The sequence below is a fragment of the Nocardiopsis sp. iso_238 genome (assembly GCF_056173325.1).
Map to the genome: position 1 here is coordinate 1581949 of NZ_CM149668.1, position 24911 is coordinate 1606859.

A 24911-nucleotide genomic window follows, 5' to 3' on the forward strand; every position below is an offset into this window, starting at 1 on the left:
TCACTCCGAGGTGACCCCCAGCCTCCGGTGCGCGCACGCCGGGGCTCGCGAGAACCCGGCCACCCCCGTCCCGGTGCGCACGCCGTCGCCGTTCCTCCCGCCGTTTCCGGGGCCGCTCCTCGGGGCTCGCGAGACGGACTGACCCGGGCCCGCGTGGCCGGGGCCGTCGCGTGTCTCCGCCTTCCTAGACTGGGCGGATGGACCACGACCCCGCCGACGAGACCAGCCCCGTCATCCAGGTGCTGGACAAGATCCGCGAGGAGGTCGCCGGGCTCACCGGGGGCCGGGTGGCGGACTACATCCCCGAACTCGCGAACGTCGACCCGGACCTGTTCGGGATCGCCGCGATCAGCGCGCACGGCCGCTCCTACTACGTCGGTGAGTCCGAGCTCCCCTTCACGATTCAGTCGATCTCCAAGCCCTTCGTGTACGCGATCGCCGTGGAGCAGCTCGGACTGGACGTGGTGCACGAACACGTCGGCGCCGAACCCAGCGGGGAGCCCTTCAACGCGATCAGCCTGGACGAGCACGGCCGCCCCGAGAACCCGATGATCAACGCGGGCGCCATCGTGACCACCTCCCTGGTGGAGAGCGCGGACCCGGAGCGGCGCTTCGAGCGCGTCCGGTCGGTCCTGTCGTCCTTCGCCGGGCGGGAGCTGGTCGTGGACGAGGACGTGTACCGCTCTGAGGCCGAGACCGGACACCGCAACCGCGCCCTCGGGTACCTGAGCCTGGCCGGAGGTGTGCTGGTGGGCCGGGTCGAGGACGCGGTCCAGGACTACTTCCGCCAGTGCTCCCTCAGTGTGACCGTGCGCGACCTGGCGGTCATGGCCGCGACCCTCGCGGTCGGCGGGGTCAACCCGGTGACCGAGGAGCGGGTGGTCTCCCAGCGCACCGCGCGGCACACCCTCTCGATCATGTCCAGCTGCGGCATGTACGACCGCGCGGGGGAGTGGGGGCTGCGGGTCGGCATCCCCGCGAAGAGCGGGGTGAGCGGCGGCATCCTCGCAGCCGCTCCGGGCGCGTTCGGGGTGGGTGTGTTCAGTCCGCCGCTGGACGACGCGGGCAACAGCGTGCGCGGGGTGGCGGCGCTGGAACGGCTCTCCGACGACTACGACCTGCACATGCTCCAGACGCCCTCGGAACCCCCGTCTCCGATGCACAGTGTGACCAGGGACGGGAATCGGCTCGACGTGCGGCTGCGGGGCGAGATCGACTTCCTCGCCGCCGAACAGATCGTGTCCCGGTTGGAGGAGGCCATCGACGACGCGCGGGTGACGTCGGTGAGCGTGGCCCTGGAGCGGGTGTCGGGGCTGAGCGACGCGGCCCGGTCGCTGCTCGCCGCCGAACTCTCCGAGCTGGCCGACGCCGGAGTCGACGCCACCGTCAGCGACCCCAGGGGCGTCCGCCGGTCCTGAGGAAATTCGATTGCGGTGGGCACGAGACGCTTGGAAGGCTGGCCCGCATGCAGCCCCAACGCCAGGTGCGCGCCGACTTCGACGACCGGACGATCGTGGTCTACCAGGCCTACTCCTCCGCGGTTGCTGACCCCGCACTGCGGGCCGGTCGGTTCGTTCCGCCGTTCTCCCTCAAACGGATGACGTGGATCAAACCGTCGTTCCTGTGGCTGATGCACCGCAGCAACTGGGCCCGCAAGTCGGGCCAGGAGCGCGTGCTGGCGGTGCGGATCACCCGTGAAGGATGGGAGGAGGCGCTGGCGGCGGCCGCGCTGACCACCTCGGCGCCGGACGTGGTCGCCGGAGCGGCCGTACACGTCCAGTGGGACCCGGAGCGTTCGCTTCGCGGTGCGGCGCTCAACCACTACAGCATTCAGGTGGGCGTGGGCCGGGGGCTCATCGCCAGCTTCGCCGAGGAGTGGGTCGTGGGGCTGACCGACATCACCGACCGGACGCGCAGGATCTCCGAGGCGGTGCGTTCGGGCCAGGTGGCCAGGGCCCGGCGCCTGCTGCCTCCGGAGCGGGTCTACCCGGTCCCGGGCGGAACCGCGGCGAGGCTCGGGATCGAACGCTAGCGACCGGGCGGCACGTCCTTGACGAGGGGCGGCGCCCGGGCGCGTAATCAACAAGTTGGTTGATTAACGGAAAGGTTGAATAGGCAGATGGTGAACGATCCGCTCAGTCTGACGTTCGCCGCCCTGGCGGACCCGACCCGTCGGGCGATCCTCGCCCGGCTCGCGGAGGGCGAGGCCACGGTCAACACCCTGGCGGAGCCGTTCGACATCAGCCTCCAGGCGGTCTCCCGGCACCTGAAGGTCCTGGAACGGGCCGGGCTCATCACCCGGGGCCGCGACGCCCAGTGGCGCCCCTGTCGTTTGGAGCCAGCGCCGTTGGAGCAGGTCAACGAGTGGGTGGACCGCTACCGGGGCCACTGGGAGGGGCGCTTCGCCCGCCTGGACGAGGAACTTCGCAGGATGCAGCGCAGCACCGGAGGAGAGCAGAGCCATGAGTGACCTCAGCATCGTCGCCGAACCGGGCCGTCAGGACATCGTGATGACCCGCACCTTCGACGCCCCGCGTGACGTCGTCTTCCGTGCCATGACCGACCCCGCGCTGCTGCCGAAGTGGTGGGGGCTCAGCGAGACCGAGACGGTCGTCGACCGGTTCGACTTCCGCTCCCAGGGCAACTGGCGGATCGTCGAGCGCGACACCGACGGGCGGGAGTACGGCTTCCACGGCGTCATCCACGACGTGAGCGCGCCCGAGAGCTACACCCAGACCTTCGAGTTCGAGGGCATGCCCGGGCACGTCCTGATGGAGACCCACCGCCTGGAGGAGGTCGACGGAGGTACGAGGTACACCTCCACCGCCGTCTTCCAGAGCGTGGAGGACCGGGACGGCATGCTCGCCTCCGGAATGGAGACCGGAGCCGGGCAGTCCATGGACCAGCTGGAGGAACTGGTCCGGTCCCTGGTCTGAAGCACGGGCGCCCGCGGCCCGGCCCCGGGCCGGGCCGCGAACCGTGCCTGTGGACGGCGCCGAACCTGTCGTCACCGGCGGGTACTGTCGATCCGTGGCAGATCTCCCCGACGTACCCACCCTGCTCGGCGCGGCCGTCAAGGCCCTGGGCGGCAGCAGCCGAGAGGGTCAGCAGACCATGGCCGACGCCGTCGCCTCGGCGGTCGAAGAACGCGAACACCTGGTGGTCCAGGCCGGTACCGGCACCGGTAAGTCCCTGGCGTACCTGGTGCCCGCGATCAGACACGCGATGGCGACCCGGACCCCCGTGGTCGTCTCCACCGCCACCATCGCGCTCCAGAACCAGCTGATCGACCGCGACCTGCCGCGCCTGGCCGCCGCCCTGACCCCGCTGCTCCCCCGCGAGCCCACGTTCGCCGTGCTCAAGGGGCGGCGCAACTACCTGTGCCGCAACCGCATGCAGACCGCCTCGGAGGAGGAGGCCGAGGGCAGCGAGCTCTTCGACGCCCGCCAGCTCTCCTCCCTGGGCCGCCAGGTCGCCCGCGTGCACGAGTGGGCCGAGGAGACCCTCACCGGAGACCGCGACGAGCTCGTGCCCGGCGTGAGCGACCTGGCCTGGCGCCAGGTGTCCGTGGGCGGGAACGAGTGCATGGGCGCCCGGGTCTGCTCCTTCGGCCAGGAGTGCTTCGCGGAGTTCGCCCGCGAGGCCACCACCGGGGTGGACGTGGTGGTCACCAACCACGCCATGCTCTCCATCGACATGTCGCAGGGCTACCACATCCTGCCCGAGCACAACACGATCATGATCGACGAGGCGCACGAGCTGGTGGACCGGGCCACCTCCGTGGCCACGGGAAGCCTCACCGAGCGCACCGTCACCACCGCCGCCAAACGCGCCGCCCGCCTGGTCGAACCCGGGATCAGCGAACGCCTCAGCGAGTGCGCGGACGGACTGGCGCTGATGTTCACCGAGGTGCCCGAGGGGCGTCTCGACCACATCGACGAGGGCCTCGCCGGGGCCGTGGCGGCGGCCCGGGACGCCTCCGCCGCGTGCATCGCCGCGATCGGGCCCTCCCCGGGCGAACTCGACCCGGACACTGCCTCCGACCGGCGCCTGGCCCTGGCCGCACTCGCCGAGGTCCGTGAGGCGGCCGAGCGGGTCCTGGAGTCCTTCGAGCCGCCGCTCCGCGACCGCACCGAGATCGTCTGGCTCACCAAGGTCCCCGCGCGCCCGCCCACACTCAACGTCGCCCCGCTCGGGGTGGGCGGCCTGCTCCGGGAGAAGCTCTTCGGTGACCGCACCGTGGTGCTCACCTCCGCCACGCTCACCCTGGGCGGCGACTTCACCGCCCTGGCCCGGCAGTGGGGGCTCGGTCGCGAGGTCGCCCAGGAGGCCGCCGAACGCGCCGCCCGCGGCGTCGGCGCGGTGGAGGAGACCCCGGACGAACCCGCGGACCCGGCGGGCGAGGCCGGGAAGGACACCGACGAGGACGGTCCGCACCGCGCGGCCGGGGAACCGCGCTGGCGCGGCCTCGACGTCGGGTCGCCCTTCGACCACGGCCGTAGCGGCATCCTCTACGTCGCCCGCCACCTGCCCAAACCCGGCCGCGACGGGCTCTCCGACGCCTACCTCGACGAGATCGCCGAGCTCATCGAGGCCTCCGACGGCCGGGCCCTGGGCCTGTTCTCCTCGATGCGCGCCGCCCAGCAGGCCGCCGAGGAGCTGCGCGAGCGCCTGGACCAGCCCATCCTGTGCCAGGGCGAGGACTCCACCGGGCAGCTGGTCCGCCGTTTCTCCGAGGAGGAGCGGTCCTGCCTGTTCGGGACCCTGTCCCTGTGGCAGGGCGTGGACGTGCCCGGCCCCTCGCTCCAGCTGGTGATCGTGGACCGCATCCCCTTCCCGCGCCCCGACGACCCGCTGGCCTCCGCCCGCCAGAGGGCCGTCTCCGCGCACGGGGGCAACGGCTTCCTCTCGGTGTCGGCCACCCACGCGGCGCTGCTGCTCGCCCAGGGGACGGGGCGCCTGCTGCGCTCCACCGACGACCGGGGGGTGATCGCCGTCCTGGACCCGCGCCTGGCCACCGCCGGGTACGGGGGGTTCCTCCGGGCCTCCCTGCCGCCCTACTGGGGGACGGCCGACCCCGAGGTCGCACGATCGGCACTGCGTCGCCTGGCCGAGAAGGCCGGGGCCGCGCGGGACGAGTCCGCCGCCTGAGCGCGTCCGTGACATGACGGCGGCCGGGCGCCCCTCGGGGGCCCGGCCGTTGCCGTCGTATCGGGATCGAGCCGTGTCCTGTGGCCCAGCGCCCGTACGCTGCCGTGTCGTTCCGGCGTCTCGCCGGGTCAGCCCCGTGTGCGGTAGCCGAAGAGACGGATCGCGTACCCGGGGGAGTCGTCCTCCGGCTCCTGGATCTGCCAGCGGTCGTCGTGTTCGCCCACCAGCAGCTCGTTCCACATCATGTCGATGAGTTTGAGCCGGGACACCACCGAGGCCTCGGGGTCGAGCACGATCGAGTAGGCGTGGTCGGTGAGCCGTTGGGTCACCATGCCCACGGACTGGCCGTCCCAGATCGCCGGCACGGGGGCGTGGCCGATCTCGACCCCGCACAGCCGCAGCTGCTCGACCTCCTCGTCGAGGGCCTCCGCCGCCAGGGCTCCGTCGAGCCGCAGGGCGTCCTCCAGCTCGTCACGGTCCTCGTCGCCACGCAGGTAGGCGTGGTAGGTGCGGTAGCCGCACGGGCGGCACTTGCGCCAGACCACGCAGCGGGCCAGTCCGTAGGCGGACTGCGCCTCACCGACACTCTGGTGGTCGCTCACCTCGCGAACCATGCCGCATTCGCAACACAAGGCAGTGAGATCCTGCTTCATCAGAGTCCCCCCTCCCAGGCGAGTATGCGACGGATGGAGGCCGTTAGGGAACCCGTTCGGCAAGGAAGTCGAGGCAAGGACTCGTCATCAATGCCCAAAATGACCGGGTGACGGGTTTCGGACGTGCTCAGAGGGGGTGTGGACGTGGCCGGTCTCACCCCGGGGCGGTATGCTCCGCCCGCGCCGGTCGGAGGGTTCACTCGTCCATGGACAGGCCCCGCTTGTTCCGCTCGGTCCAGTCGCGCATCCGCTGCGGATAACCCACGATCTGCACGTCGTACGCGGGCTTGGCCAGGTCGCTCGCCACCTTGCGGATCACGTCCGGGGAGCCGCAGCGTCGGCGGATCCACTCCCCGTCCGTGGCGACGGCGACCGCCGTGGCCCGTGTGGCGAAGGTTTCGGGCTCGACGAAGAACTCGACCCCCACCCGGCTCTTGGCGAAGTCGATCAGCGCCTTGATGTCCGAATCCTCGGCGGCGCGGTCGAAACGGGCCTTGCCCTTGCGGTTGGCCTTACGGAGTCCGAACCGGTCTCGCCATCCCATCGACGCTCATGTCTCCCTCGTGCCGCTCAGTACCAGCCGCTCGCTGGACACCTCCGAGTCTATCCGCCGTGATCCGCCACAGGAGGGGCCGGAGTGCCCGCCCCACACCGGGTTCACGCGTTCTCCAGACAGCCCTGTCACCACGCTGCTACGTTCTGTTCGCACATGCCACTGGGGGGAGACACCATGACGATGTGGACATGGGTGGGGGAGACCGGACGTCAACTCCGCGCCGCCGGACAGGATGAACTGGCGGAAGCCGTCACGGAGCTGCCCGTACTCAGCGAAGCGGGCGACGCGGTCAAGGTGGAGGCGCTGGCCAGGTCGGCCATGCGGACCGCCCGCCGTCTCGTCGCCGAGGCCGCGAAGTCCGACAACCCCGCGCCCACGGCGGTTCCGGCCTCGGTGCCGGGGGTGTTCGGCCCGCCGACCCTGTTCTTCCTGGCGCACTGGCCGCTCGCGGTGCGCGTGGGGTCCCTCGGGGAGGGGCGCCGCGCCCTGGAACAGGCCAGGGCCGTGGTCGAGGACGAACCCGCGCCGACCCAGTACGGTCCGCTGGCGGTCTCCGCCCTGGAGACACTGGTCCGCTGCCACGCCAACATCGACGCCAGGGGCACCACCGACCAGCGCCGCGAACTCCTCTCCGCCCGGCGCCTGTCCGGCTGGGAGGGCACCCCTGCCTGGCCCGCCTTCACCCTGGCCCGCGTCCACCTGCTCATCGACGAGGGGCAGGCCGACCGCGCCGAGGCGGAGCTGCGTCGCTACGACCACACCGCCACCGGCCCCGCCGTGCTCGGCGCGGAGGGTGTCTTCGCCCTGGTCAGGGCTCTGCGTCACCAGGACAAGCACACCGACGCCCTGGACGCGCTGGACCGGATGGAGGCCGAGCTCGACCTGGGTGGCAGGGGCGGCGACGGTTCCGCCGTCAACCCGCGCCGCGCCGCCCTGCTGCGGATGATCCGCTTCGAGCGCGCCCGTCTGCTGTCCTGGTTGGCCCGCCTGGGACTCTGCGACGCCCGCCAGGCGATCGGCCTCCTGCCCACCGTGGAGGAGGCCGAGACCTACCCGAAGCTGCGTTCGGCGTGGGTGGAGTCGGTGGAGAACCTGGTCTGCCAGGGGAGTGTCCGCAACGACTGGCGGCTGGGCGTGCGGGTGACCACGTGGTCCCGCTACTTCGAGCGGGTGGGGGCGCCCCGGCGGGGCGCCGAACTCGCCCTGTCCGCGTCCCGGCTGGCCAGCGGCCGGGGGGCGCGGTGGGTGGCCGAGTGCTCCGCGCAGCGGGCCGAGCGGCTCATCCGGGAACTCGGCGCCGCCGAGGAGATCACCGGCGACCTGGTCGAGGTGCGGTCCATGGTGCGGGGGCTGGAGGCGGTCCAGCCGCTGGCTCCCTCCGGCGGCATCCTCGACTTCCTCCGGGCGCAGAAGGCCGAGGAGGTCAACCCCGAGCAGCAGGCCGAGCAGGTGAACGTGGCGCTCATGGAGCGACCGCACGACTCCGCCCTGCTGAGCGCGCTCGGGCAGGTGGGACGCACCCTGATGCTCTCCGACGTCGCCACCGAACCCCAGTGGCGGCACGTCCGCGAACAGCCGGGTGACCAGCGCGCCGCCCTGTCGCTGCTGGAGACGCTGCTGCACGACAACGACACCGCGGGGGTGCGCGACCTCGTCCGCACGCTGGCGGCCGGTGCGCTCGTACGCGAACACGCGTCGCGGGTGGAGCCCCAGCCGGTTCCGGACCGCCCCCGGACGGGTGACCCGAGGCCGGTCCCGGAGGGTCCGGTGGTGCGGGAGCCGCAGCTGGCGCAGGGCCGTCCGCCGACGGACGACGCCCAGCCGGTCGTGGCGCGGCCCCAGGTGGTGGAGGCCCCGCCGGTTCCGGACCACCCGCCCGTGCGGGAGACGCGGGAGGCCGCCGGGGCCGTGCGGTTCGGGGCCGGAGGCTGAAGGGCCCCCGCCGCAGTCGGCGCGGAGGTCAGCGGGGCAGGAGTGAGCGGCCCGCCGGGTAGGTCAGGGCCGCCGGGGGGAGTTCGGCCGGGCGGCCGCTGGCCAGGACGGTGACCCGGCCCGGCCGGTCGGTGGTCGGAGCGGTCGCGGTCTCCTGACCGCTCCCCTCGGCCGCTTCCACCCTGCGCAGGGTCTGGGCGGCCACCGCCCGGGCCGCGGTGAACAGCTCCGCCCTGCCGGAGAGGGCCCGGGAGATCTCCTCGTCCACCAGGTCGTAGTGCGTGCAGCCCAGCACCACGCCACGGACCTCCGGCGGGGTGAGGGAGGCGGCGTACGCCACGGCCGCGCCGATCCGCGCGGGGTCGGCGGACTCCACCGCCTCGGCCAGGCCCAGGCAGGCGACCGGGGTCACCGCCACGTCCCGGGCGAAGGTCACCACGAGCCGCTGCTGGTACTCGCTGCGGGTGGTGGCCTCGGTGGACCACACCGCGATCGGGGTTCCCGCGGCGGCCGCGGGCTTGATGGCCGGGACGGTCCCGATCACCGGGACGTCCGGTTCCAGTTCGGTGCGCAACCGGTTCAGGCCGTGCACCGACGCCGTGTTGCACGGCACCACCACGGCGTCCAGGGAACCCGCCGCGTCCAGGGCGGCGCGGGCCCCGGCCAGGGCCCGGTCGATCACCTGTTCCGGGGTACGGGGACCCCACGGCATGTGGTCCGGGTCCATGGACAGGTACAGGTCGGCGTCGGGCCGTGCCGCGTGCAGGGCCGAGGCCGTGGACAGCATGCCGATACCGGAGTCAACGAGAGCGATGCGCACGGAACCGCATCCTATGCGGACCGTCCGGTAACACTCACATCACCCCAGGTGACAGCGGCGTCGTCGCCTCCGGTCCCTCCCGCGTCCCCCGGCCTCCGCGCCGCCGCCAGTACCCTTCGCCGCCCGAGAGTGGGTAAGACACGTACCGAAATGGGGTGGCCGTGGGCCGATACCGATAGGTAGAACTGAGGGGATCGGCCTGCCGCGGCACGCCACCACCGGTCCTGGCCGACCCAAGCTGTGCGTCGTCAACAGTCAGGGGAACCCCGGTATGACTCCGAAACAGCCCGGTACGACATCCAGTTCCGGCCCCCGGTCCCCACGGGGGCCGTCGGCGGTCACGGGGCTCGCGGATCACGTCGCGGCGGTCGAACGGCTTCGGCACGACTACCGGTCCCTCCCCGAGGGAGCCCCCGTGCGGCTGGCCAAACCGACCTCCAACCTGTTCCGGTTCCGCGAGCGGTCCTCCGCCCCGGCCCTGGACGTGTCGGCCTTCTCCGGTGTCATCGCCATCGACCCCGTCGAGCGCCTCGCCGACGTCGGCGGCATGACCACCTACGAGGAACTGGTGGCGGCCACCCTCCCGCACGGGCTCATGCCCACGGTCGTGCCGCAGCTGCGCACCATCACGCTGGGCGGGGCGGTCACCGGGCTGGGCATCGAGTCCTCCTCCTTCCACAACGGCCTCCCGCACGAGGCGGTCCAGGAGATGGAGATCCTCACCGGCTCCGGCGACGTCGTCACCGCGACCCGGGACAACGAGCACAGCGACCTGTTCCACGGCTTCCCCAACTCCTACGGCACGCTCGGGTACGCCCTGCGCCTGCGCGTGGAGCTCGACCCCGTCTCCCCCTACGTGCACCTGCGCCACCTGAGGTTCCACGACTCCTCGACGGCGATGGACGCCCTCGCCGAGATCTGCGCCGACGCCTCCCACGAGGGTCGGCCCGTGGACTTCGTGGACGGGGTGGTGTTCGGCCCCGACGAGCTGTATCTGACGCTGGCCCGGTTCACCGACCACGCGCCCTGGACCAGCGACTACACCGGCAACGACGTCTACTACCGCTCCATCGCGCGCTACGCCGACCCGGAGAGCGGATCCACCGGCCCCGGCGACTACCTCACCGTGCACGACTACATCTGGCGCTGGGACACCGACTGGTTCTGGTGCTCCCGCGCCTTCGGCACCCAGAACCGGTTCGTGCGCCCGCTCTGGCCGCGCTCCCTCAAGCGCTCCGACGTCTACCGCAGGCTCGTGGCCTGGGACCGGCGCACCGACTTCTCCCGGCTCCTGAACCACTACCGGGGCCGCCCGCAGCAGGAGCCCCTGATCCAGGACATCGAGGTGGGGGTGGAGCGCGGCGCGGAGTTCCTGGACTTCTACCACGCGGAGATCGGCATGACCCCCATGTGGATGTGCCCGCTCCGGCTGCGTGAACCCCGCCGCGCCGGGCTCTCGGAGGGCGAGCACGTCTGGCCGCTCTACCCCCTGGAGAACGACCGCCTGTACGTGAACTTCGGGTTCTGGGGGCTGGTCGACACCCGGCCCGGCCAGCGCCGCGCCCACCACAACCGCAGGGTCGAGGAGGAGGTCACCCGGCTGGGCGGCCACAAGTCCCTGTACTCGGACTCCTTCTACTCGGAGGACGACTTCTGGGCCCTCTACAACGGCACCGACTACGGGGACCTCAAGGAGACCTACGACCCCCGGGGTCGGCTCCTGGACCTGTACGCCAAGTGCGTACGCAACCGCTGAACCCACCGCCGAGCAGTTGACAGGACCACCGGGCGGCGACCTGTGGGCAGGGGCCGCGTACGGGAGGGAAGAAGGACATGAGCATGCGGCTTGCAGAGATCTTCGAGCGTGTCGTCGGACCCGACGCGCCCATCCGGTTCACCGCCTACGACGGCAGCTCGGCGGGGGACCCCGACAGCGAGGTCACGGTGAACGTGCGGACCCCGGTGGCCGTCAACTACCTGGCCCAGTCGCCCAACGCGGTGGGGCTGACGCGCGCCTACGTCTCCGGCCACCTGGAGCTGGAGGGCGACATGTACACCGCGCTGAGACACATGGCGGACTTCACCTTCGCGGAGGGCGTCAACGTGACCGCCCGGGACCTCCTCGCCATCGTGGGCTCGGTGGGCTGGGTGAAGTTCGTGAACAGGGTGGCGCCGCCGCCCCAGGAGATGCGGAAGGGCACCCTGCTCGGGCGGGGGATGCGGCACTCCAAGCAGCGCGACGCCGAGGTCATCCACCACCACTACGACGTCTCCAACGATTTCTACGAGATGGTCCTCGGGCCGTCGATGACCTACACCTGCGCGGTCTTCGACGAGGAGGACGGCGCCCTGGACCGGGTGGGCGAGTTCGACGGGGCCCTGGAGAGCGCGCAGTTCCGCAAGTACGACCTGATCTCGCGCAAACTGGGTCTGGAGAAGGGGATGCGCCTGCTGGACGTCGGCTGCGGCTGGGGCGGCATGGTGCGCCACGCCGCGCGCGAGCACGGGGTCAGGGCGGTCGGCGTGACCCTGTCCAAGGAACAGGCCGAGTGGGGCGCGAAGAGGATCGCGCAGGAGGGCCTGACCGGGCTGGCCGAGATCCGGCACATGGACTACCGGGACGTCCCGGACGGCAGCTTCGACCGGATCAGCTCGATCGGGCTGACCGAGCACATCGGGGCCCGGAACCTGGACCCCTACTTCGCCTCGCTCAACGCCAAACTGGTGCCCGGCGGTCGGCTGCTCAACCACTGCATCACCCGTCCCAGCAACAACCTCAAGCCCATGAACACCAAGGGCGTCATCAACAGGTACGTCTTTCCCGACGGCGAGCTGGAGGGCCCCGCGCAGATCCAGACCGCCATGAACGACGCCGGTTTCGAGATCCGCCACCAGGAGAACCTGCGCGAGCACTACGCGCTGACGCTGCGCCACTGGGGCGCCAACCTGGAGCGCGACTGGGACCGGGCCGTCGCCGAGGTGGGGGAGGGCACCGCCCGCGTGTGGCGCCTCTACATGGCCGGGTGCGTCCTGGGCTTCGAGCGGGACGTCGTGCAGCTCCATCAGATGCTGGGGGTCAAGCTGGACGGCACCGACGCGCTCATGCCCCTGCGGCCGGACTTCTGACCGCGCCACGGCGGCCCGCCACGACCGCCCGGAGGGACCGCCGCTCCATGGGCCGTCCCGGACGGGGGTGTTCGCGTTGCGCGGACACCCCCGTCCCCGGCCCCCGCCTGCGCCATGGAACGGCGCCGACGCGGCATCATGGAGCCGTCAGATCCAGCAGCCGTGAAGGGACCCACCCCGTGTCCTCCGACGACAACGCGCCCCAGGGCGACCCGACACCCGAACACGACCTGCCGGAGCACGTCAGGGAGACCGCGATCGCGCTGATCAGCGCCTACGCGGACCACAACCGCGAGGAACTGGACCGGGTCATCCCCCGGGCGGCGGACGACGTCGAGGACGTCATGTCCGAGCTCCGGGTGATCGCGGCCTTCCTCGGCCGCCGCGTCCAGGAGACCGGTGTGGTGTGGAAGCCCGCCGACTCACGCGAGGCCGTGGCGCGCACCGTGGCGGAGATGCTCCCGCCGGAGCTGGAGTTCGCCGTGTCCACCGCGTGGGAGGCCCACTCGATCGGTGAGGAGGAGACGGCCGAGCGCCTCGCCCAGGGCGACCGCATGGTGTTCGCGCACATGCTCGCCGCCTTCTGCGCGGCCGTCGGGCTCGCCGTCTACAAGCGCGCCGAACTCGTCTCGACCCTGCGCCAGGTGACCGGTCTGAGCGACTGACGGTGACCACCCGTCCGATCGGAAACGCCGACTGGAACCGCCTGCCTAACAGGTCAGACACAAGTCGCAGTGGTTTACTTCACAAGTCGTCCTTCTTTACGTAGGTTTCCTACCAACCCTCAGGGGACCCTCGAAAAGGAACGGGAGGCGAGCCGATGGCCCGCAGACGAGTACACGAGTACGTCACCCTTCCCGCAGCCGCACTGAGCCTGGTGCTTGCGGCGACGGCCTGCGGAGGCGGTGACGGCGGCGGGAACACCGACTCCCTCCAGGTCTGGATCATGGAGGGGACCAACCCGGACGCCAGCGCCTTCTTCGACGCGGTCAACGAGACCTACACCGAGCAGACGGGCATCGACGTCGAGGTCGAGTTCGTGCCCTGGGCCGACGCCCAGAACAAGATCTCCACGGCCATCGCGGGCGGTACCGTTCCCGACGTCGTCGAGCTGGGCACCACCTTCACCCCGGAGTTCGCGGACGCCGGGGCCCTGCACGACCTCTCCGGGTACGTCGACGACCCCTCCAGGTTCCAGCAGGAGATGTACTCCATGGGCGTCATCGACGACGCCGCGTACGGGGTGCCCTGGTACGCGTCGATCCGCTCGGTCATCTACCGCAAGGACATCTTCGAGGAGCACGGCCACGAGGAGCCGGCCAACTGGGAGGAGCTGCGCGAGACCGCCACGGAGCTCGCCGAGGCCGAGGACGGCATGATCGGCTTCCCGGTGCCCGGCCAGGCCCAGTACTCGGTCATGCCGTGGGTGTGGGGCGGCGGCGGCGAGGTCGCGGTCCAGGAGTCCGACGGCACGTGGACCTCCACCATCAACTCCCCGGAGGGTCGCGCGGGGGTCGAGTTCTTCACCAACCTCTCCCTGGAGGACGACCTGTCCACCACGGGCGCGGTCAACTGGAACGAGATCAACGTCATGGAGTCCCTCGCCGACGAGGAGGCCGTCATGGCCATCTCCAACAGCTCCAACCCCAAGGCCATCATCGAGTCCAACCCCGACCTGGAGGGCAAGCTCGGCGCGTTCGTGCTGCCCGGCCAGGACGAGGGGTACATGGACTCCTTCGCCGGCGGCTCGCTGCTGTCGGTGTTCGAGGGCACCGGCAACGAGGAGGCCGGCTGGGAGTACGTCGACCTCCTCACCCAGGGCGAGTACTTCGACCGCTGGGGCGAGGAGAGCGGCTTCTTCCCGGCCGGTGTCGCGGAGATCGAGGCCTACGCCGAGTCCGGTGACCCGCTGGTCGAACCGTTCGCCGTCCAGCTCCTGGAAGCGGGCAAGAGCACCCCGGCCGTCCCCGCCTGGTCCCAGGTGGAGGCCGAGGGGATCATCGTCGGCATGCAGCAGGACATCCTCAACGGTGAAGCGACCGTCGAGGAGGCCACCGACCGCGCCGCCGAGTCCATCGAGACCATCCTCAACGAGGGAAACTAGTTGCCACCCGCCACACCGGTCCGGCCGCCCAAGGGCGGCCGACGCGCGCCGCTCCTGGGTATGAGGGGGCGGCGCGCCCTCCTGCCCTGGGCCCTGCTGGTGCCCCCGCTCGGGGTCATCGGCGTACTGCTGCTGTTCCCCATCGGCCGGATCGTGTGGCTGTCCTTCCGGGACTTCAAGCTGCGCAACCTGGTCTCGGGGGAGTCGGACTTCGTCGGGCTGGAAAACTACGTCAGCCTGCTCACCGACCCGTACCTGTGGCGCGTCGTCCTGGTCAACACGGTCGTGTTCGCCGTCGTCGCGGTGGTCGCTACCGTCGTGCTGGGCACGCTCGTCGCCCTGCTGCTGGCCAACCTGAAACCCGTCACGCGGGTCATCGTGGTCTCCTGCGTGATGGTGGCCTGGGCGATGCCCGCCGTCAGCGGCACCTACGTGTGGATCTGGATCTTCGACGTGGACCAGGGGGTCGTGGCGCAGGCCCTGAAGTCCCTGGGCCTGATCGAACCGTCCGGCTACAACTGGTTCGCCGACCGCTTCTGGTTCTACGCGATCGTGACGCTCAACATCGTGCACAGCGGGTTCCCGTTCGTGGCCGTCACGGTCCTGGCCGGACTGCTCACTGTGCCGAAGGAACTGCACGAGGCGGCCCGGATCGACGGAGCCGGGGCGTGGAAGCGCTTCTGGCACGTCACGTTCCCGACGCTGCGTCCGGTGTTCGCCGTGGTCACGGTGCTCTCGACCATCTGGGACTTCAAGGTGTTCGCGCAGATCTACCTGATGCCCGGCGGTGACGTCGGCGGCTCCCAGATGCTCAACCTGGGCGTGTGGGCCTACGTCCGGTCCTTCGGGCAGAACGACTTCGGCATGGGCTCGGCCATCGCGGCCCTGCTCACGCTGCTCCTGCTGGGGATCACGGTCGTCTACCTGCGCGCGCTGTTCCGGGAAGAGGAGCTGAGATGACGCCAACCCCGCCCGGACGAGGAGGCCCCTTGGACACGCACACCGCCGACACGTCCTCCGGAGCGTGGGAGGAACGGGTCCGGGCCTCCCGGCGCCGGGGCGGCGCGCTGCGGGTCTGGCGCACGGTCGGCAAGGCCGCCGGGGTGAGCGTGCTCCTGTTCTTCACGCTGTTCCCGGTGTACTTCATGCTGATGAGCGCGTTCTCGGACAGCACGACCTCCGGGACCGGGGCACTGCTGCCCACCTCGTTCACGCTCGACAACTTCGTGTACGTCATGACCGAGGCCAACTTCGGCCGGTACCTGCGCAACTCGCTGACCGTCGCGGGGATCACCGTGGCCTTCGCGTGCGTGCTGTCGATGCTGGCGGCCGTGGCGGTGGCGCGTTTCCGCTTCCGGTTCCGCACCGCCGTGCTGGTGATGATCCTGATCGTGCAGATGGTGCCCCTGGAGGCGCTGGTCATCCCGCTGTTCATCCAGGTGCGCGACCTCCAGATGCTCAACACGGTGATCGGGCTGAGCATCGTCTACGTGGCGCTGTCGCTGCCCCTGGCGGTCTGGATGATGCGCGGCTTCGTGGCGGCCGTCCCCAAGGAGGTGGAGGAGGCCGCCTACATCGACGGCGCGACCTGGCCGCAGATGTTCTGGAAGGTGCTGTTCCCGCTGGTGGCCCCGGGCCTGGTGGCCACGGCGATCTTCTCGTTCATCGTCGCCTGGAACGAGTTCGTGCTGGCGTTCACCTTCATGACGCAGAGCACGAACTACACGGTCGCCGTGGGCCTGCGCCAGTTCTTCGGCCAGTACGCCAACGACTGGGGGCACGTGATGGCGGCCTCGACGATCATCACCATCCCGGTGATGGTGTTCTTCATCCTCGTCCAGCGCTGGATGGTCTCCGGCCTGGTCCAGGGGGCCGTCAAGGGGTAGCCGCCACCGGAAGGCGGCGGAACCACCCCCGTACTGCCCGGACGCGCGGGGGGTGGGGGCGCGGACACCCGCGCCCCCACCCCGACGCTCACCCGGCGTCGCGCAGTTCGCGCTTGAGGATCTTGCCGGTGGAGGTCATCGGCAGCTCAGCGCGGAACTCGACCTGGCGCGGGTACTTGTACGCGGCCAGTCGCTCGCGGGAGAAGGCGATCACGTCGTCGACGGAGGCCTCGGCCCCTTCCTGGAGGATCACGAACGCCTTGACCTCCTCGCCGTGGCTCTCGTGCGGCACGCCCACCACGGCGGCCAGGCTGATCGCCGGGTGGGTCATCAGCACCTCCTCGACCTCGCGCGGGTACACGTTGAAGCCGCCCCGGATGATCATGTCCTTGGAGCGGTCGATGATGAAGTAGAAGCCGTCCTCGTCGCGGCGGGCGATGTCGCCGGTGCGGAACCACCCGTCCCTGATCACCTCGGCGTTCACCTCGGGACGCTCGTGGTACCCCTTCATCACCAGGTGCCCCCGGACCGCGATCTCCCCGACCGGCTCCCGGTCGCCCTCCCGGACGACCTCGTTCCACTCGGGGTCGATCAGCTTCATCTCCACACCCCAGACCGGGCGGCCGATGGACCCGGTCTTGGCTCCGGTGGCGGGGTTGTTGAACGAGGCCACGGGGGAGGTCTCGGACAGGCCGTAGCCCTCCTTGATGCCCACGCCGAAGAGTTTGGTGAAGTCCTCGGCCAGTTGGCCGGGCAGGGCCGAACCACCGGAGACGGCGTCGACCATGTTGGCGGCGATGCCCTCCAGGTCGTACCTGCCGGGCTCGGCGTTCCGCGCGGCGTTGAGCAGTCCCCAGTACATGGTGGGCACTCCGGCGAACCCGGTGACGCCCTCCTTCTGCATGAGCTCCAGCGCCTGGTCCCCGTCGAAGCGCGGCATGAGGACCATGGTGCCGTGGCGGTACAGCGACGCGTTCAGCATCACGGTCTGGCCGAAGATGTGGAACAGGGGGAGGACGGTCAGGGACACGTCGCGGCCGTCGGGGTGCGCGTTGACCAGGCCCGAGGCGACCACCGCGTTCATCATCAGGTTCTGGTGGCTCAGCTCGGCGCCCTTGGGCTTTCCGGTGGTGCCGCTCGTGTAGATGATGACGGCGGTGTCGTCGGCCCCGGACTGCACGGTCTCGAAGGTGCCCGGCTGCCCGGCCAGCGCCGCCCAGATCGTCTCCGCGCCCTCGATGGTGGACTCGGTGGCCCCGGCGACCGCGGGCATGTCCACGAAGATCTCGCAGCCGTCCACCTGGTTGAACGCCTCGAAGGAGCGCTGTCCCAGCGGGAGGTCGGGGGTCCCGGTGAAGGCGAGGAGCGCTCTGGCCCCCGAGTCCTTCAGGTGGTAGGCGATCTCACGCGGGGTGAGGAGGACGTTCAGCGGGACGACCACGGCCCCCGCCTTGAGCGCGCCGAAGTACACGAACGGGAAGTACGGAAGATTGGGGCTGGCCAGCGCCACCCGGTCGCCCGGACGGATGCCCCTGGAGACCAGCAGGTTCGCCACCTGGTTGGCGATCATGTCGGTGACCGCGTAGTTGAGCCGGGTGTCGCCGAAGACCAGGCACTCCTTCTCGGGCGCGGAACGGGCGCCGTCCTCAAGGAGAACAGACAGGTTGAACATGGGGGCCTCCGCAGACAAGTGAATCCGGACCGGTGAGACGAGAGACAGGTGTGACCTGAATCGCGTGTTCTGCGCCACTTTGACGGCAGAGTAACAAACCGGACGGTCGGTGTGGAGGGGCAGAGGGTCCGAAAGACCACCGGTGCGCTGGTCACCCTCTGTGAGGAGGCCCTGGCTCGGGGGGCGTCCCGGACGGTGGAAATCCGGTCTTCGGCCGGGTACCGCAGCCGCTAACCTGAAGGCAACACACCCAGAACCGGCTAAGGAACACTCAGCGATGACAGCGGTAGACGGCGACCAGACGACGGGCGACACCTACGACGCCCGCGCCCTCCAGGACAAGTGGCAGGCGCGCTGGGCCGCCGAGCTTCCGTTCGAGGCCAACACGGACCCGGGCGACACCCGTCCCCGGTCCTACATCGTCGACATGTTCTCCTACCCCTCCGGTGACCTGCACATGGGCCACGCGGAGGCGTACGCCATCGGTGACGTGATCGGCCGCTACCGCTTCCAGCGCGGCGACAACGTCCTGCACCCGGTCGGCTGGGACTCCTTCGGCCTGCCCGCCGAGAACGCGGCCATCAAGAACAACGACCACCCCTACAAGTGGACGTACGCCAACATCGAGACGCAGGCCTCCTCGATGCGCCGCTACGGCCTGGCCCTGGACTGGTCGCACCGCCTGCACACCAGCGACCCCGAGTACTACAAGTGGAACCAGTGGCTGTTCACCCGCTTCTTCGAGCGGGGACTGGCCTACCGCAAGGACGGCCTGGTCAACTGGTGCCCGCAGGACCAGACCGTGCTCGCCAACGAGCAGGTCGTGCAGGGCAGGTGCGAGCGCTGCGGCGCCGACGTCGAGCGCCGCGCCCTCAACCAGTGGTACTTCAAGATCACGGACTACGCCCAGCGCCTGCTGGACGACATGGACCAGCTGGACAACGGCCGCTGGCCGGACGAGATCCTGGCCATGCAGCGCAACTGGATCGGCCGCTCCACCGGCGCCGACGTGCACTTCGAGATCGAGGGCCGCGACGAGCCGGTCACCGTCTACACGACCCGCCCGGACACCCTGTACGGCGCCACCTTCTTCGTGGTGGCGGCCGACGCCGACCTGGCCGAGGACCTGTGCGCGCCCGAGCGGCGCGAGGCCTTCGAGGCCTACCGCGCGGACGTCTCCAAGCTCTCCGACATCGAGCGCCAGACCACCGAGCGCCCCAAGACCGGCGTGTTCCTGGGCCGCTACGCGGTCAACCCGGTCAACGGCGAGCGCATGCCCGTCTGGGCCGCCGACTACGTGCTGGCCGGGTACGGCCACGGCGCCATCATGGCGGTGCCCGCGCACGACCAGCGGGACCTCGACTTCGCCCTCGCGTTCGACCTGCCCGTGCGGGTCGTGGTCGAGACCGGCGAGGCCGACCCCGCCGAGACCGGCGTGGCCACCGCGGGCGAGGGCGTCCTGCGCGACTCCGGCCCGCTGGACGGCCTGGCCAAGACCGAGGCCATCGAGCGCATCATCGGCATCCTGCGCGAGCGCGGCACCGGCGACGCCACGGTCAACTACCGCCTGCGCGACTGGCTGCTGTCCCGCCAGCGCTACTGGGGCACCCCGATCCCGATCGTCCACTGCCCCTCGTGCGGTGAGGTCGCCGTCCCCGACGAGCAGCTCCCGGTCACGCTCCCCGACCTCCAGGGCGCCGAGCTGGCCCCCAAGGGCATCTCCCCGCTGGCCGCCGCCAAGGAGTGGCTGCACGTGGACTGCCCGTCCTGCGGTGGTCCGGCCGAGCGCGACACCGACACCATGGACACCTTCGTGGACTCGTCCTGGTACTTCCTGCGCTACGTCTCCTCGCACCTGGACACGGCCCCCTTCGACACCGACGAGGTGAACAAGTGGGGTCCCGTCGACCACTACATCGGCGGCAAGGAGCACGCGACGCTGCACCTGATGTACGCGCGCTTCTTCACCAAGGTCCTGTACGACATGGGCATGCTCGGCTTCACCGAGCCCTTCCGCCGCCTCACCAACCAGGGCCAGGTCATCAACGAGGGCCGGGCGATGTCGAAGTCGCTGGGCAACGGGGTGGACCTGGGCAAGGAGATCGACGCCTACGGTGTGGACGCGGTCCGGCTGACCATGCTCTTCGCCTCCCCGCCCGAGGAGGACGTGGACTGGGCGGACGTGTCCGTGGTCGCCGCGCAGAAGTTCCTCAACCGCGCCTACCGCGTGATGAGCGAGGCCGGTGCGGCCAGTGCCCCCGGGGTCGACCCGGCCGCAGGCGACACCGAGCTGCGCCGCTTCACGCACCGTTCCATCGAGCAGATCACCGCGCTGGTCGAGGACAAGCGCTTCAACGTCGCCATCGCCCGTTGCATGGAGCTGGTGTCGGCCGCCCGCAAGGCGATCGACTCCGGCCCCGGCGCCGCTGACCCGGCCGTGCGCGAGGCCGCCGAGTTCGTGGCCGTCGCCCTGTCCCTGTTCGCGCCCTACATCGCGGAGGAGGGCTGGGAGAAGCTGGGCCGCAGCGGCTCGGTGGCCGTCGGCAACTGGCCCGAGGCCGACCCCGCTCTGCTGGTCCAGGAGTCCGTCGTCTGCGTGGTGCAGGTACAGAGCAAGGTCCGCGACAAGCTCTCGGTGTCCCCGGACATCGACCCCGCCGAGCTGGAGCGCCTGGCCCTGGCCTCGGAGAAGGCCCAGAGCTTCATCGGTGACAAGACCGTGCGCAAGGTGATCGTCCGCGCGCCCAAGCTGGTGAACATCGTCGTCGGGTGATCCGTCGCGCGGGGCGGTGGTCGCGGTGGCGACCACCGCCCCCTACCTTGGGCGTGACGACTGATGGGGAGGCGGTGTCCGGGTGGGCTCTGTGACGGGTGCTGGACCCCGACCGTGGGTGCGGGCGGCGATCGTGGTGGCGGGCACGGTGGCGGTCTCCGCCGCCGCCGTCGGTGGCGGTCTCTGGCTGGCCGGGGGCGACCCCGACCAACCCAGGGGCGGTGACGCGTACGCCGCGGCTCCCCCGTGCGGCGTGGTTCCCGAGGACGCGATCGCCCAGGCGCTCCCCGGGGCGGTCCTGGAGTCGGACGGCGGCGGGCCCCTGGCGGGCGGGGACGGCACCGCGTGCGTGTGGACCACGACCGGGCTCGGCGGCGACGAGCAGGGGGTCCTGCGGGTGGACCTGTCCGCGCGCTTCACCGACGCCTCCGCCGAGCCGACCGTGACCGGAGACGAGTCCGCCGCCCTGGCCCAGGCCGCCCTGGTCCCGCCACGCGGCGACACCGTGGTCCTGGGGTCCGGAACCGAGGCCGAGGTCTGGCGCGGCCAGGTCCCCGGCACCGCCGAACTCGCCTTCCACAGTGACAACCTGCTGGTCCGCGTCTCCTACAGCGCGGTGGACGCCGACGACCCCGTGTCCTTCGACCGCGCGGAGGAGACCGTCGTGGCCTTCGCCGGTCAGCTGGGGGAGGCCCTGTGACCGGCCCGTATCCCGGACCCCAGCCCTTCGGCCAGCCCGAGGACCCCGGTGCCGCACCGCCGCAGAGCCGGGGCCTGGCCGTGACCCTGCTCGTCGTCCTGATCGTGGCCGTGCTCGCCCTCGCCGGCTGGCTCGCCTGGTACCTGCTGGGCAACGGCGTGGAACAGGGCGCGTTCGAGGCCGCGCCCGAGTGCGGGATCGGTGAGACCGAGGCCCTCGAGGAGCTCGTGCCCGGGTACGAGAGCGAGATCGAGGAGACCGTCGGCACCGTGCAGGACGCCTTCGGGACGGGGTGGCAGTGTCGCTGGGCCACCCCCGAGGGGGCGGGCGAGTCCGTGCCCTCCGCCGCCACCCTCGTCCTGGTCGCCGCCCCGGTCGAGGGCGGTCCGGAGACCGCCGCCGACACCCTGCGCTCCACGGCGGGCGCGAACGACGCCCAGCCGGTGGACGGCCTGGGGGACGAGGCCCTCACCTGGGTCGAGGAGGGCGCGTTCCAGGTGGGCTGCGTGGGCGTGCGGGTCTCCAACCTGTACGTGGAGTCCTGCTACACCGCCGCCACCGACTACGACGCGGTCGGGTCCGTGGAGGGCGCGGACGCGGCCGAGGACGCCGAACTCCTCGCCCGCGCCGTCGTCGAGCAGCTGCCCGACCCCGAGGCCGACTAGGACGTGTTCCGCGGGCGCTCTCGCCGGTGACGGCGGAGCCGTCCAGCGATGCGCGAGGCAGCCTGGCGACGCGAACGCTGAATGCTCCAGGAACACGGCCGCCCGGCTGTGCGCGCCGTCGCGGCGCGTGGTCAGCGGTCCACCCAGTCCGGCAACCACGCGTCGTCAGGGGTCCGCGGCCCGGAGATGCGCAGGTGGTCGCGTAACGCGGTCAGCACCGGGTGCCGGTCCCCGGTCCGGAAGAGCAGCATGTGCGGGTAGACCGGGGTCGGCCCGTGCAACGGGACGCGTCGCAGGTCGTGGCCCCGGGGCCACAGGTACCGGTCCCCGCCGCCCACGAGGGTGGCCAGCGAGTCCGATTCGGCCAGCGCGTCCATCAGGGCCTCGTCACCGAAGTGGGGGCCGAGCGCGTCGATGCTCAGACCGAAGGCCTCGGACAGGGACCGGTAGAACTCCGCCCACTCCGTACCCGGGCTGATCCCGGGGATCCAGACACGGTGGCCGACCAGGTCCGAGGGCCGGGCCCGGGCCGCGTTCGCCAACGGGTGGCCGGGCCCGACCAGAAGCTCCAGAGGCGCGTCCAGGAGCCGTTCGGCGCTGATCCCGGCCGGAACCCGGTCCGCCGACAGGGCACGGAAGGACGCGTCGACGGTGCCATCGAGCACGGCCCGCGTGGCCTGGGCCGCGTTCTCGTCGCCCAGGGTGACCGTGTCCAGGCTCATCCCGGGGCGGGACCGGTAGAACCGGTAGACGGCCTGGGCCGGAGCGATGCGCCGGTTGAGGACGTCGACGCGCAGGGGCCGGACACCGGGGCGGACGGCCCGCTCGGCCTGCGCGACGGCGGCCAGGACCTTCCTGGCGTGCGGCAGGAGGACCTGCCCGTCCAGGCTCAGCCGGGACCCCCGGGGAGTTCGGACCAACAGCGAGACCCCGAGGCGCCCCTCCAGGGACGCGATCCGTTTGGAGACCGCCTGCTGGCTGATCCCGAGCTCGCCCGCCGCCGCCTGGAACTGGCCGACCTCCGCGACGGACACGAACGTGCGCAGCGCTTCGACATCCACGGCTTCAGCCTACGTTCACAACCATCGGTTGTGTCAGGGCGGTCGTGAGTTGTTTGACCGTGCCCGCTCCGGGTGCTGGGATCGCCGTATGCCCACTCCATCAGACCAGGTCCTGTACGTCCGGACACCCGAGTTCGCGCGCTTCGCGGAGCGCGTCGCGGAGGTGACCGACGCGACCTCCCGCCTCAACATGCTGCCCTTCAGCGACGGCGAAGGCCGAGCGGAACTACTCTCGGTTGTGTTCGGTGGCCCGCTGCCGGACTCGGTGACCGTCTATCCGCCCTTCTTCACCGAGTACGGGCTGAACACGACGTTCGGGGAGAACGTCTTCGTCAACCAGGGATGCACGTTCATGGACAGGGGCGGGATCCGCATCGGGGACCGCGTCATGATCGCCCCGAAGGTCAGCCTCATCACCGGAGGGCACCCGCTGCCCCTCGCCGAGCGCCGCGAGTACATCTCCAACGCCCCGATCGTCATCGAGGACGACGTCTGGATCGGGGCGTCCGCCCTGATCATGGAGGGAGTGACCGTCGGTCACGGCTCGGTGGTCGCCGCAGGGGCCGTGGTCACCCGTGACGTACCCGCCCGCACCCTGGTCGCGGGGGTCCCCGCCCGCGTGGTCAGGACGATCGACTGAGTCGGTCGGGTCGCTGGCCGGGGGCCCGTCCCGGTGACTCGCCGGGGCGGGCGGTGGCCGTTCCCCGGGGGACCGTAGGCGGGCTCCGCTACCAGAGGCCGTCGAGGAACCGCTCCAGCGCAGGGGTGACGTCGGGGGAGAACGCGCGGTCCGCGTCGAGGGCCGCGGCCCCCGGGGTGTCGTCGTACTCGCGCAGGATGTGGTCGACCCCGGCCAGGTCGACCCGCTCGGCGCCGTCCAGACCGGTCATGAGCCGGTCGATCTCCTCCTCGTTGACCTGGGCGTCCCGGTCGCCCCACAGGACCAGCACCGGGGTGTCCCCGGGCAGCTCCTCGGCCAGCTCGACCGGGTCGAAGGAGTCGATCCAGGCGAGGTAGTCGGCGCCGTTCTCGTCGAACAGCCCGGTGGCGTCGGTCTCGGGCATCTCCGATCCCGAGCGCACCGCGGCCCGCCCCGCCCGCAGGTCGGAGAGCATCTTCGCGGCGGTCACCTCACCGACACCGCCCTGGGCCTCGGCGGTGCGGACCTGCTCGGACACCTGGCGGTCGATGAGGTCGAGCATCCGGGTGCCGGGAGGAGCGGCCAGCACCAGCGCCGGTTCGGCGTCGAGGACCTCATGGGCGCGCAGGGCGTACAGGGCGCCCTCGCTGTGACCGAGGATGACGGTGCGTTCGGGGTCCACCTCGGGCTGGGCGACCAGCTCCGCGTAGGCGGCGGCCATCTGCTGCTCGAAGACCAGGGGGTCGACCGGTCGGTCGAGGGCCTCCTCCTCGGCCTCGGTCAGGTCGGCAGGGTCGGCGCTGCCGAACTTGTCGTAGCGCAGGGACGCCGCACCGGCTCCGGTCAGCACGCGGGCGAGGTTCAGGTTGGTGTTGGCCTCGGGGCGTCCGTAGCCGTTGCCGTCCCGGTCGGTGGGGCCGCTACCGGAGATGATGAGCACCCCGGGGACGGTGCCCCCGTCGTTCGCGGGGGCGGTGAAGGTGCCGGGCACCGTGAAGCCGCCGCCCTCGAAGGAGACCTCGCGCTCCTGCCCGGGGGAGCCGGGCAGGGCGGGCCCGTCGCCGTCGCTGGGCGCGCAGGCGGAGACCAGCAGGGTCCCGGCGGCCAGGATCGCGGCCAGGAGGGTGCGGGTCGGGGCAGGGGACACGGGGGCGGAGACAGGTGTCGACACG

Annotated in this window: 22 protein-coding genes; 16 read left to right on the forward strand and 6 right to left on the reverse strand. The window is 71.2% G+C overall.

The window, feature by feature from the left end; genetic code table 11:
• The first annotated feature begins 197 nt into the window (after nt 1–197).
• The 5 genes from glsA to AC0VYL_RS07110 all read left to right on the forward strand — a co-directional run bounded on the left by glsA (nt 198) and on the right by AC0VYL_RS07110 (nt 5151).
• Nucleotides 198–1418 carry a glutaminase A gene (gene glsA, locus AC0VYL_RS07090; protein WP_475482648.1) on the forward strand — a complete coding sequence of 407 codons (1221 nt, stop codon included), beginning with the start codon at nt 198–200 and terminating at the stop codon, nt 1416–1418.
• A 47-nt stretch (nt 1419–1465) separates the two neighbouring features.
• Nucleotides 1466–2032, forward strand: a complete 567-nt coding sequence (locus tag AC0VYL_RS07095) for a DUF4291 domain-containing protein (RefSeq protein WP_475482649.1) — start codon at nt 1466–1468, stop codon at nt 2030–2032.
• A gap of 87 nt (nt 2033–2119) precedes the next feature.
• The gene (locus tag AC0VYL_RS07100) at nt 2120–2470 is read left to right on the forward strand and encodes an ArsR/SmtB family transcription factor (protein ID WP_475482650.1); all 351 of its coding nucleotides are present in this window, start codon (nt 2120–2122) and stop codon (nt 2468–2470) included.
• On the forward strand, nt 2463–2936 hold the full coding sequence (locus AC0VYL_RS07105) for an SRPBCC family protein (RefSeq protein WP_475460516.1): 474 nt from the start codon (nt 2463–2465) through the stop codon (nt 2934–2936). Before AC0VYL_RS07100 ends, AC0VYL_RS07105 begins: the two co-directional genes overlap by 8 nt.
• A 94-nt stretch (nt 2937–3030) precedes the next feature.
• A complete protein-coding gene (locus AC0VYL_RS07110) occupies nt 3031–5151 on the forward strand; it encodes an ATP-dependent DNA helicase (RefSeq protein WP_475460518.1) in 2121 nt (706 codons plus the stop codon).
• Between the two features lie 128 nt (nt 5152–5279).
• Here AC0VYL_RS07110 and AC0VYL_RS07115 read toward each other — a convergent pair whose 3' ends face one another.
• Both AC0VYL_RS07115 and AC0VYL_RS07120 read right to left on the reverse strand, forming a co-directional pair.
• A complete protein-coding gene (locus AC0VYL_RS07115; RefSeq protein WP_475460520.1) occupies nt 5280–5804 on the reverse strand; it encodes a DUF6315 family protein in 525 nt (174 codons plus the stop codon).
• Nucleotides 5805–6000: 196 nt separating this feature from the next.
• Nucleotides 6001–6348: a hypothetical protein gene (locus tag AC0VYL_RS07120; protein WP_475460522.1), complete on the reverse strand. Its 348-nt coding sequence runs from the start codon at nt 6346–6348 to the stop codon at nt 6001–6003.
• 186 nt (nt 6349–6534) lie between these two features.
• On the opposite strand from AC0VYL_RS07120, the gene AC0VYL_RS07125 reads away from it, so the two are divergent.
• Complete coding sequence (locus tag AC0VYL_RS07125; RefSeq protein ID WP_475482651.1) at nt 6535–8292, forward strand: hypothetical protein; 1758 nt, start codon at nt 6535–6537, stop codon at nt 8290–8292.
• Between the two features lie 28 nt (nt 8293–8320).
• On the opposite strand, the gene AC0VYL_RS07130 is transcribed toward AC0VYL_RS07125, so the two are convergent.
• The gene (locus AC0VYL_RS07130) at nt 8321–9112 is read right to left on the reverse strand and encodes a glutamate racemase (RefSeq protein WP_475482652.1); all 792 of its coding nucleotides are present in this window, start codon (nt 9110–9112) and stop codon (nt 8321–8323) included.
• 271 nt (nt 9113–9383) lie between these two features.
• Here AC0VYL_RS07130 and AC0VYL_RS07135 point away from each other — a divergent pair, with 271 nt between their 5' ends.
• The 6 genes from AC0VYL_RS07135 to AC0VYL_RS07160 all read left to right on the forward strand — a co-directional run bounded on the left by AC0VYL_RS07135 (nt 9384) and on the right by AC0VYL_RS07160 (nt 16228).
• Nucleotides 9384–10868 (forward strand): FAD-binding oxidoreductase, encoded by a 1485-nt coding sequence (locus AC0VYL_RS07135; protein ID WP_475482653.1) that lies wholly within the window; start codon nt 9384–9386, stop codon nt 10866–10868.
• Nucleotides 10869–10951: 83 nt separating this feature from the next.
• Nucleotides 10952–12238 (forward strand): class I SAM-dependent methyltransferase, encoded by a 1287-nt coding sequence (locus AC0VYL_RS07140; RefSeq protein WP_475482654.1) that lies wholly within the window; start codon nt 10952–10954, stop codon nt 12236–12238.
• Between the two features lie 179 nt (nt 12239–12417).
• Nucleotides 12418–12903: a hypothetical protein gene (locus tag AC0VYL_RS07145; RefSeq protein ID WP_475460532.1), complete on the forward strand. Its 486-nt coding sequence runs from the start codon at nt 12418–12420 to the stop codon at nt 12901–12903.
• Between the two features lie 155 nt (nt 12904–13058).
• Nucleotides 13059–14342: a sugar ABC transporter substrate-binding protein gene (locus AC0VYL_RS07150; protein ID WP_475482655.1), complete on the forward strand. Its 1284-nt coding sequence runs from the start codon at nt 13059–13061 to the stop codon at nt 14340–14342.
• Nucleotides 14343–14402: 60 nt separating this feature from the next.
• Nucleotides 14403–15302: a carbohydrate ABC transporter permease gene (locus tag AC0VYL_RS07155; protein ID WP_475483483.1), complete on the forward strand. Its 900-nt coding sequence runs from the start codon at nt 14403–14405 to the stop codon at nt 15300–15302.
• Nucleotides 15303–15331: 29 nt separating this feature from the next.
• On the forward strand, nt 15332–16228 hold the full coding sequence (locus AC0VYL_RS07160) for a carbohydrate ABC transporter permease (protein WP_475482656.1): 897 nt from the start codon (nt 15332–15334) through the stop codon (nt 16226–16228).
• 88 nt (nt 16229–16316) lie between these two features.
• Here the strand turns inward: AC0VYL_RS07160 and AC0VYL_RS07165 are convergent, their stop codons facing one another.
• Nucleotides 16317–17900: a long-chain-fatty-acid--CoA ligase gene (locus AC0VYL_RS07165; RefSeq protein WP_475482657.1), complete on the reverse strand. Its 1584-nt coding sequence runs from the start codon at nt 17898–17900 to the stop codon at nt 16317–16319.
• Between the two features lie 277 nt (nt 17901–18177).
• On the opposite strand from AC0VYL_RS07165, the gene leuS reads away from it, so the two are divergent.
• The 3 genes from leuS (at nt 18178) to AC0VYL_RS07180 (ending at nt 22038) form a co-directional block, all read left to right on the forward strand.
• Entirely contained in the window at nt 18178–20673 is a 2496-nt protein-coding gene (leuS, locus tag AC0VYL_RS07170; protein ID WP_475460539.1) for a leucine--tRNA ligase, read from the forward strand.
• Between the two features lie 91 nt (nt 20674–20764).
• The gene (locus AC0VYL_RS07175) at nt 20765–21373 is read left to right on the forward strand and encodes a hypothetical protein (RefSeq protein ID WP_475482658.1); all 609 of its coding nucleotides are present in this window, start codon (nt 20765–20767) and stop codon (nt 21371–21373) included.
• Complete coding sequence (locus tag AC0VYL_RS07180; RefSeq protein WP_475460543.1) at nt 21370–22038, forward strand: hypothetical protein; 669 nt, start codon at nt 21370–21372, stop codon at nt 22036–22038. The genes AC0VYL_RS07175 and AC0VYL_RS07180 overlap by 4 nt, the downstream gene beginning before the upstream one ends.
• 131 nt (nt 22039–22169) lie before the next feature.
• Here AC0VYL_RS07180 and AC0VYL_RS07185 read toward each other — a convergent pair whose 3' ends face one another.
• The gene (locus AC0VYL_RS07185; RefSeq protein WP_475482659.1) at nt 22170–23099 is read right to left on the reverse strand and encodes a LysR family transcriptional regulator; all 930 of its coding nucleotides are present in this window, start codon (nt 23097–23099) and stop codon (nt 22170–22172) included.
• An 88-nt stretch (nt 23100–23187) separates the two neighbouring features.
• Between AC0VYL_RS07185 and AC0VYL_RS07190 the strand changes: the two genes are divergently transcribed.
• Entirely contained in the window at nt 23188–23739 is a 552-nt protein-coding gene (locus AC0VYL_RS07190) for a sugar O-acetyltransferase (protein WP_475482660.1), read from the forward strand.
• 88 nt (nt 23740–23827) lie between these two features.
• Here AC0VYL_RS07190 and AC0VYL_RS07195 read toward each other — a convergent pair whose 3' ends face one another.
• Entirely contained in the window at nt 23828–24910 is a 1083-nt protein-coding gene (locus AC0VYL_RS07195; RefSeq protein ID WP_475482661.1) for an alpha/beta hydrolase family protein, read from the reverse strand.
• Between the last annotated feature and the right edge of the window lies 1 nt (nt 24911).